Here is a 7,247-nt window from a genome sequence, read left to right as displayed (position 1 = left end):
GGTCGTCGAGGCGGCGCTCGCGCTGCACCGGCCCGACCCGGCCGACCCCGTCGGCGCCCTCGCGGCCGTCGGCGGCCTCGAGCACGCCGCCCTGGCCGGCTTCCTGCTCGGCGCCGCGGCCGCGCGTGTGCCGGTGATCCTCGACGGCGTCATCGCGGGCGCCGCCGCCCTGGTCGCCGCGGCGCTCGCACCCGACGCGGTCGGGGCGATGATCGCCGGCCACCGGTCGGCCGAGCCTGGCGCATCGCGCGCCCTGGAGCACCTCGGCCTGCGACCGCTCGTCGACCTCGACCTGCGTCTCGGCGAGGGCTCGGGCGCGGTGCTCGCGCTCTCGCTCGTGCAGAGCGCGGCGCGCGTGCTGCGCGACGTCGCCACCTTCGACAGCGCCGGCGTCACCGAGAAGGAATGACGACCGTCCTCGTGCTCGGCGGCGCACGCTCGGGCAAGTCGGCCTTCGCCGAGGGCCGGCTCGCCGCCCGGACCGCGGTCGACTACATCGCGACGGCGCCGAGCGTGCCGGACGACCCCGAGTGGGATGCCCGGGTCGAACGCCATCGGGCGCGCCGTCCCGACCACTGGCGCACCGTCGAGACGCAGGACCTGCCCGGCGCGCTGCGCAGCGACGGCCCATCGGCCCTGGTCGACTCGATCACCGCCTGGCTCGCCGCGACGATGGATGTCGTCGGCCTGTGGCGCGAGGCGCCGGGCGCCGACGCCGGGCTGGAGGTGGCGGTCGACGCGCTCGTGGCGGCGTGGGCGGCGACGACGCGCGACGTCGTGGCGGTCAGTGACGAGGTCGGGCTGGGCGTGGTGCCGGACACGGCGTCCGGTCGCCTCTTCCGCGACAGCCTCGGCCTGCTGAACCAGGCGCTGGCGGCGGCCGCCGACGAGGTGTTCCTCGTCGTCGCCGGCCTGCCGCTGCGGCTGAAGTGAGCCCGTTCGCGTGATCACCGCGCTGACGATGTTCACCGCCGTTCCGGTGCCCGCTGCGTGGCACCGCCGCGCGGTGTCGCCGCGGGTGGTGCTGTGGCTGCCGCTGCTCGGCGGCGCGCTCGGCGCCGTCGCCGGGCTGGTCGTCGCGCTCGTGCTGTGGCGCGCGCCGGGCGCGGGTCTGCCGGCGGCGGTGCTCGCGGTCGCCACCCTCGCGCTGCTCACGCGGGGGCTGCACCTCGACGGGCTCGCCGACACCGCCGACGGTCTCGGCAGCCGGGCCGAGCCTCGGCGGGCGTTGGAGATCATGCGCCGCTCGGACATCGGCCCGTTCGGCGTGGTGACGCTCGTGCTCCTGGTGGTCGCCGACGTCGCGGCGCTGTCCGCGCTGGCGGGCGCCGGCCGCTGGGTGCCGCTGGCGGCGCTGGTCACCGCTGCGGCGACGGGCCGGCTCGCGGTGGTGCACGCATGCCTGCCGGGTGTCCCGTCCGCACGGCCGGACGGCTTCGGCGCCCTCGTTGCGGGCCGCACGCCGGCGACCGCGGCGGCCGTGCTCACGGCGGCGACCCTTGCGCTGGGCGCGGCATGCGCGGCGCTCGCCGACGCCCCGATCGCCGGCTGGGTCGTCGCGCAGGTCGTGGCCCTCGGTGTCGCGGCCCTCTTCCGCGCCCACACCACCCGTCGCCTCGGCGGCGTGACCGGCGACGTGTTCGGCGCGCTCGTCGAGCTGGCGACCGCGCTGACCCTCGTCGGGTTCATCGTGTCCTGACCCGTAGGGCCCGCTGCGGGTCTGCGATCCGTCGCACACGACCGGTGGAGGCGAACCATGTCCTCGAATTTCCGTGAGCCGCTGGCCGAGTTCGTCGGCACGCTGGTGCTGGTCTTCTTCGCCGTCGGCTCCGCCGTCTTCGGGTTCGACAAGATCGGTGCCCCGGGCGTGGCACTCGCCTTCGGCTTCGTGCTGCTCGCCCTGGCCTACGCGATCGGGCCGACGTCGGGCTGCCACGTCAACCCGGCGGTGACGCTCGGCGTGCTGCTGCGCAAGGGCATGACGGTCGAGAAGGCGGTCACCTACTGGGTGGCGCAGGTGCTCGGCGGCATCGTCGGCGCCGCGCTGCTCAAGCTGATGGTCTCGAGCTTCGGGAAGGTCAAGGACCAGACCGGCGGGCTCGGGACGAACGACTGGGGCACCTCGATCAGCGGCCCCGGCGCCTTCGTCCTCGAGATCGTGCTGACGTTCCTGCTCGTGTTCGTCGTGCTGCTCGTGACCGGCCGCGCGGCCGCGCCGGGCTTCGCCGGGCTGGCGATCGGTCTCGTGCTCACGGTCATCCACTTCGTCGGCATCCCGCTCGACGGCACCTCGGTGAACCCGGCCCGGTCGCTGGGCCCGGCCCTGTTCCACGGCGGCACGCCGCTGTCGCACGTCTGGCTGTTCCTGCTGGCCACGCTCATCGGTGGCGCGCTCGCCGCGCTGGTGGTGCCGCTGCTCGAAGCGCCCCCGGCGGGCGCCGACCACGGCCTCACCGACCCGACCGGGGCGAACGTCCCGAGCTCGTGACCGGCGGCTAGCGTCGGGATGTGCCGACGATCAGCCTGCCCACGCCGGACGCACCCGAGCACGTCGGTGACCTTCCGCCAGGCGTCGAGGTCGTCGTCTGGGACGGCACCGGCGACCCGCCCGCGGGCGCCGACCGGATCGAGTTCTTCGTCGGACGCTACGACGCACCACCGCCGCCGGCCGACGCGCTCACCCGCCTGCCCGCGCTGAAGGTCGTCCAACTCTCGTCCGCCGGCTTCGACGCGTGGGAGCCGCTGCTGCCGCCGGGCGTCACCCTCTGCAACGGACGCGGGGTGCACGGCGCGTCGACCGCCGAGCTCGCCGTCGCCGGACTGCTCGCCACCCTGCGCGAGCTCCCGCGGTTCCTCGCCGCCCAGCGGCGGGCCGAGTGGGAGCCGGTCGACACCGCCGGCGTCACCGGCCGCCGGGTCGTCGTGGTCGGTGCGGGCGACATCGGCCGCCGGGTCGCGTCCGCACTGCAGGCCTTCGACGCCGAGGTGACCCTCGTCGCCCGCACGGCCCGCGACGACGTGCGCGCCGTCGCCGACCTGCCGGCACTGCTGCCGACGGCCGACGCCGTCGTGCTCGCGCTGCCCGCGAGCACCGCGACGCACCATCTCGTCGACACCGAGTTCCTCGCCGCACTGCCGGACGGCGCGGTGCTGGTGAACGTCGCCCGTGGCCGGATCGTCGACACCGACGCGCTGCTGCACGAGCTCGACAGCGGACGCCTGCGCGCGTTCCTCGACGTCACCGATCCCGAACCGCTCCCTGCCGAGCACCCGCTCTGGCAGGCGCCGAACCTGCTGCTCACCCCGCACGTCGGCGGCGGCACGATCGGCTGGCAGCAGCGCGCCTACCGGCTCGTCCGCGAGCAGGTCGAGCGGTACGTGCGCGGCGAGCCGCTGCAGAACGTGGTGGTCGAGGGCCGCTAGCGCCGGCGCCGCGACGGCGCGGCCTTGAGCTTCGGGTCGCGCAGCTGCGGCAGCCGGCCCGCCGACGCCCGCGCCAACTGTGCGAGCTGGTTCACGTGCACGCACGGCAGCCGCACGGCCCCGCCGTCGACGACGGCGTAGACGGTGCGTCCCTCGACGGCGAGGCCGCGCACCTCGTCCCAGGCGAGCAGCCGGCTGCCGAACGCGACGCGCACGCGGATGCCGCGGTCGTCGACGAACGTCGCCCACCGGGCGATGAAGACGGCGACGAGCACCGGGATGATCAGCACCGTCGTCTGCCACGAGATCGCCGCCTGCGAGCCGACCAGGCCGCCGTTCGAGTCGTGCCCGAGCCCGCCGGACGTGAACGCCACCGGGGCCGCGCCGAACAGCACGAACAGCACGATCAGGTAGGCGGTGCGGGGGAGCCGGAAGACCGCCGACGTCACGTCGCCCGGCTCGGGCACCACCTGCAGCCCGGTGCCGGTCGCGATGACGGTGGGTGTCGGGACGGCCGGTCGCTGCGTCGGCGGCGGCACCGGCGTCGTGGTCGCCGGGGTCGCGCCGGCCGCCGTGGGGTGCGCCACGGCACCCGTGGGCTCGTCGGTCGCCGCCTCGCTCATGCCTCGACGGTAACGCGTAGATTCCTCCCGTGAGCAGCTCGGAGCCCCGTCAGCATCGCAAGCCACACAGCAGCGTCGTCACCGACGGCATCGAGCGGGCCGCGGCACGCGGCATGCTCCGCGCCGTCGGCATGGGCGACGACGACTTCCGCAAGCCGCAGATCGGCGTCGCGTCCAGCTGGAACGAGATCACGCCCTGCAACATGTCGCTCGACCGGCTGGCCAAACGGGCCAAGGAGGGCGTGCGCGGGGCCGACGGCTTCCCGATGGAGTTCGGCACCATCTCGGTCAGTGACGGCATCTCGATGGGCCACGACGGCATGCACTACTCGCTGGTCAGCCGCGAGGTGATCGCCGACTCGGTCGAGACGGTGTTCCGCGCCGAGCAGCTCGACGGGGCGGTGCTGCTCGCGGGCTGCGACAAGTCGATCCCCGGCATGCTCATGGCGGCCGCCCGGCTCGATGTCGCCACGACCTTCCTTTACGCCGGCTCGACGTTGCCCGGTCGCTACCAGGGCCGCGACGTCACGATCATCGACGCCTTCGAGGCCGTCGGCGCCTGCCTCGCCGGACGCATGTCCCGCGAGGAGGTCACCGAGATCGAGAAGGCGATCTGCCCCGGCGAGGGCGCGTGCGGCGGCATGTACACCGCCAACACGATGGCCAGCGCCGCCGAGGCGCTCGGCCTGTCGCTGCCCGGCTCGGCCGCGCCGCCCGCGCCGGACTCGCGCCGTGACGCCTACGCCGAGCGCTCGGGCGAGGCCGTCGTGCACCTCGTCGACCACGGCATCACCGCGCGCCGCATCCTGACCAAGGAGGCCTTCGAGAACGCGATCACGCTGGTGATGGCGCTCGGCGGCTCGACCAACGCGGTGCTGCACCTGCTCGCGATCGCGTACGAGGCGAAGGTCGACCTCACCCTCGACGACTTCAACCGCATCGGCGACAAGGTGCCGCACCTGGCCGACGTGAAGCCGTTCGGCCGCTACGTGATGACCGACGTCGACCGCATCGGTGGCGTGCCGGTGGTCATGAAGGCGCTGCTGGACGCGGGGCTGCTGCACGGCGACTGCCTCACCGTCACGGGCCGCACACTCGCCGAGAACCTCGCCGACATCGCGCCGCCCGACCCCGACGGCAAGATCATCCACGCGCTGTCCGACCCGATCCACAAGACGGGCGGCATCACGATCCTCAAGGGCTCGCTCGCGCCCGACGGCGCGGTCGTGAAGAGCGCCGGCTTCGACACCGACGTCTTCGAGGGCACCGCCCGGGTCTTCGACACCGAGCAGCCGGCGATGGACGCCCTCGCCGCGGGCGAGCTCAAGGCGAACGACGTCGTCGTCATCAGGTGGGAGGGCCCGAAGGGTGGCCCGGGCATGCGCGAGATGCTCGCGATCACCGGCGCCATCAAGGGTGCGGGGCTGGGCAAGGACGTCCTGCTGCTCACCGACGGCCGTTTCTCGGGCGGCACGACCGGCCTGTGCATCGGGCACATCGCGCCCGAGGCGGCGTTCGGCGGCCCGATCGCGCTCGTCGCCGACGGCGACCGCATCCGGCTCGACCTCGCCGCGCGCACGCTCGACCTGCTCGTCGACGACGCCGAGCTCGAGCGCCGCAGGGCGGAGTGGAAGCCGCTGCCGCCGCGCTTCGACCACGGCGTGCTCGGCAAGTACCAGAAGCTGGTCGGCTCGGCGGCGCAGGGCGCGATCTGCGGATGAGCACGGTGCTCGTCACCGGCGGCACCGGCCGGCTCGGCCGACCACTCGTCGCCGGGCTGCGGGCCGAGGGGCACACGGTGCGTGTCCTGAGCCGGCGCGCCGGCGAGGGGCACATCATCGGCGACCTGGCCGACGGGCGCGGGGTCGTCGACGCCGTGCGCGGTGTCGACGCCGTCGTGCACGCCGCGACGTCCGGACGCATGCAGGCCGTCGACGTCCGCGGCACGGCGCAGCTGCTCAAGCACGCCCGCATGCACGGCGTGGGGCACGTCGTCTACGTCTCGATCGTCGGCAGCGACCGCGTCGCGATGCCGTACTACAAGGTCAAGCAGGCGGTCGAGGCGCAGGTCGCCGCGTCCGGGGTGCCGTTCACGCTGGCCCGCGCGACGCAGTTCCACGACCTGCTGTGGGGCCTCGGAACGAAGGCCCGGCTCGGGCCGCTGCTGCTCGCGCCGGCCGGGTGGCGCTTCGAGCCGAACGCGCCCGCCGACTTCGCGGCGTCGCTCGTGCGCCGGGTCGCCGCCGGACCGGCCGGGGGAGTCACCGAGTTCGGCGGCCCGCAGGTGCTCGACGGCGCCGAGCTGCTGACCGATGTGCATCGCGCGCTGGGCCGCACCGGCGCCGTCCGCCGGGTGCGCGTCCCGGGCAAGGGCAGTGCCGCGGTCACCGCGGGCGCCCTGCTCACCGGCGACGCCGGCGCGGACGTCCCGGTCGAGCGCGGCACCACCACCTGGGCCGACTGGCTCGCCGCCCGCTGACGGCCCTCGCCGGGTGACGGATCACGGCGTCCGGTGACGGCACGACACGCCATCACCGGACGCGCCGATCCGTCACCCGACGGACGGATCCGTCACCGTCCGGGCGCCAGGGGTCAGTGGGCGCCGAAGTCCTCGGTCATCCAGACCTTGCCGTTGCTGCGGTCGATGTAGACGTCGATGCCGACCTGCTTGTAGTTCGGGCTGAGGATGTTGAGGCGGTGCCCGTTCTCCGGCGGCAGCTCGTTGTACATGATGTGCTGCAGCAGCAGCAGACCTGCGGCGGAGATGTCGGAGTTCCACGCGACGTTCTCGCCGACCCAGTGCCAGCGGTAGCCGGTGCGGCTGACGCGGGTGGTCAGGGGCGCCTCGCCGGGCAACTGGTGCGACATCGTGTTCGCGCGCGCCATGGCGAGGTCGTGCCGCCGGGCCGAGACGACCAGCCGCGGCGCGACGTGCAGGGCGGGCAGGCCGTGCAGGGCGCGTTCGAGGTTGAGGGTGCGCAGGATGACGCCGGCCCAGACCCGCTCGATCGGCACCATGGCGCCCGCCTGGGCGGGTGCGGTGACCAGCGGGCCGAGCAGGGCGGCGACGAGGGCGAGGACGACGAGCAGTCGCCGGCGGGACGCGGAGAGCAGGCGGAGGACGCGGCTGGGCATCGGGGGATCTCCTGGACGAAGCATGGTGGAGCGGGCGGACGGGTCCCCCTCGCTCCGCGACGTCTT

The 7,247-nt window shown here is 74.5% G+C and carries 9 protein-coding genes; 7 read left to right on the top strand and 2 right to left on the bottom strand.

Annotated elements, in window-relative coordinates; genetic code table 11:
• The 5 genes from ACTHMS_RS02640 to ACTHMS_RS02620 form a co-directional block, all read left to right on the top strand.
• On the top strand, positions 1 to 409 hold a 409-nt coding region (locus ACTHMS_RS02640), incomplete at its 5' end, for a nicotinate-nucleotide--dimethylbenzimidazole phosphoribosyltransferase (RefSeq protein ID WP_440305126.1).
• Positions 406 to 933: a bifunctional adenosylcobinamide kinase/adenosylcobinamide-phosphate guanylyltransferase gene (cobU, locus tag ACTHMS_RS02635; protein ID WP_440305125.1), complete on the top strand. Its 528-nt coding sequence runs from the start codon at positions 406 to 408 to the stop codon at positions 931 to 933. The genes ACTHMS_RS02640 and cobU, both read left to right, overlap by 4 nt.
• A 10-nt stretch (positions 934 to 943) precedes the next feature.
• Complete coding sequence (locus ACTHMS_RS02630) at positions 944 to 1,699, top strand: adenosylcobinamide-GDP ribazoletransferase (RefSeq protein WP_440305124.1); 756 nt, start codon at positions 944 to 946, stop codon at positions 1,697 to 1,699.
• A gap of 57 nt (positions 1,700 to 1,756) precedes the next feature.
• Entirely contained in the window at positions 1,757 to 2,488 is a 732-nt protein-coding gene (locus ACTHMS_RS02625) for an MIP/aquaporin family protein (RefSeq protein ID WP_440305123.1), read from the top strand.
• Between the two features lie 20 nt (positions 2,489 to 2,508).
• Positions 2,509 to 3,423 carry a 2-hydroxyacid dehydrogenase gene (locus tag ACTHMS_RS02620; RefSeq protein ID WP_440305122.1) on the top strand — a complete coding sequence of 305 codons (915 nt, stop codon included), beginning with the start codon at positions 2,509 to 2,511 and terminating at the stop codon, positions 3,421 to 3,423.
• Here the strand turns inward: ACTHMS_RS02620 and ACTHMS_RS02615 are convergent.
• Positions 3,420 to 4,046 carry a PH domain-containing protein gene (locus ACTHMS_RS02615; protein ID WP_440305121.1) on the bottom strand — a complete coding sequence of 209 codons (627 nt, stop codon included), beginning with the start codon at positions 4,044 to 4,046 and terminating at the stop codon, positions 3,420 to 3,422. The genes ACTHMS_RS02620 and ACTHMS_RS02615 overlap by 4 nt on opposite strands.
• A 29-nt stretch (positions 4,047 to 4,075) precedes the next feature.
• On the opposite strand from ACTHMS_RS02615, the gene ilvD reads away from it, so the two are divergent.
• A complete protein-coding gene (ilvD, locus tag ACTHMS_RS02610; RefSeq protein WP_440305120.1) occupies positions 4,076 to 5,767 on the top strand; it encodes a dihydroxy-acid dehydratase in 1,692 nt (563 codons plus the stop codon).
• Positions 5,764 to 6,525, top strand: a complete 762-nt coding sequence (locus ACTHMS_RS02605; RefSeq protein WP_440305119.1) for an SDR family oxidoreductase — start codon at positions 5,764 to 5,766, stop codon at positions 6,523 to 6,525. Before ilvD ends, ACTHMS_RS02605 begins: the two co-directional genes overlap by 4 nt.
• 113 nt (positions 6,526 to 6,638) lie before the next feature.
• Here the strand turns inward: ACTHMS_RS02605 and ACTHMS_RS02600 are convergent, their stop codons facing one another.
• Entirely contained in the window at positions 6,639 to 7,181 is a 543-nt protein-coding gene (locus ACTHMS_RS02600) for a CAP domain-containing protein (protein WP_440305118.1), read from the bottom strand.
• Between the last annotated feature and the right edge of the window lie 66 nt (positions 7,182 to 7,247).

This window comes from Jatrophihabitans sp., assembly GCF_051960575.1.
Taxonomy (GTDB): domain Bacteria; phylum Actinomycetota; class Actinomycetes; order Mycobacteriales; family Jatrophihabitantaceae; genus JBQCEE01.
This window is presented reverse-complemented; position numbering and strand designations above follow the sequence as displayed.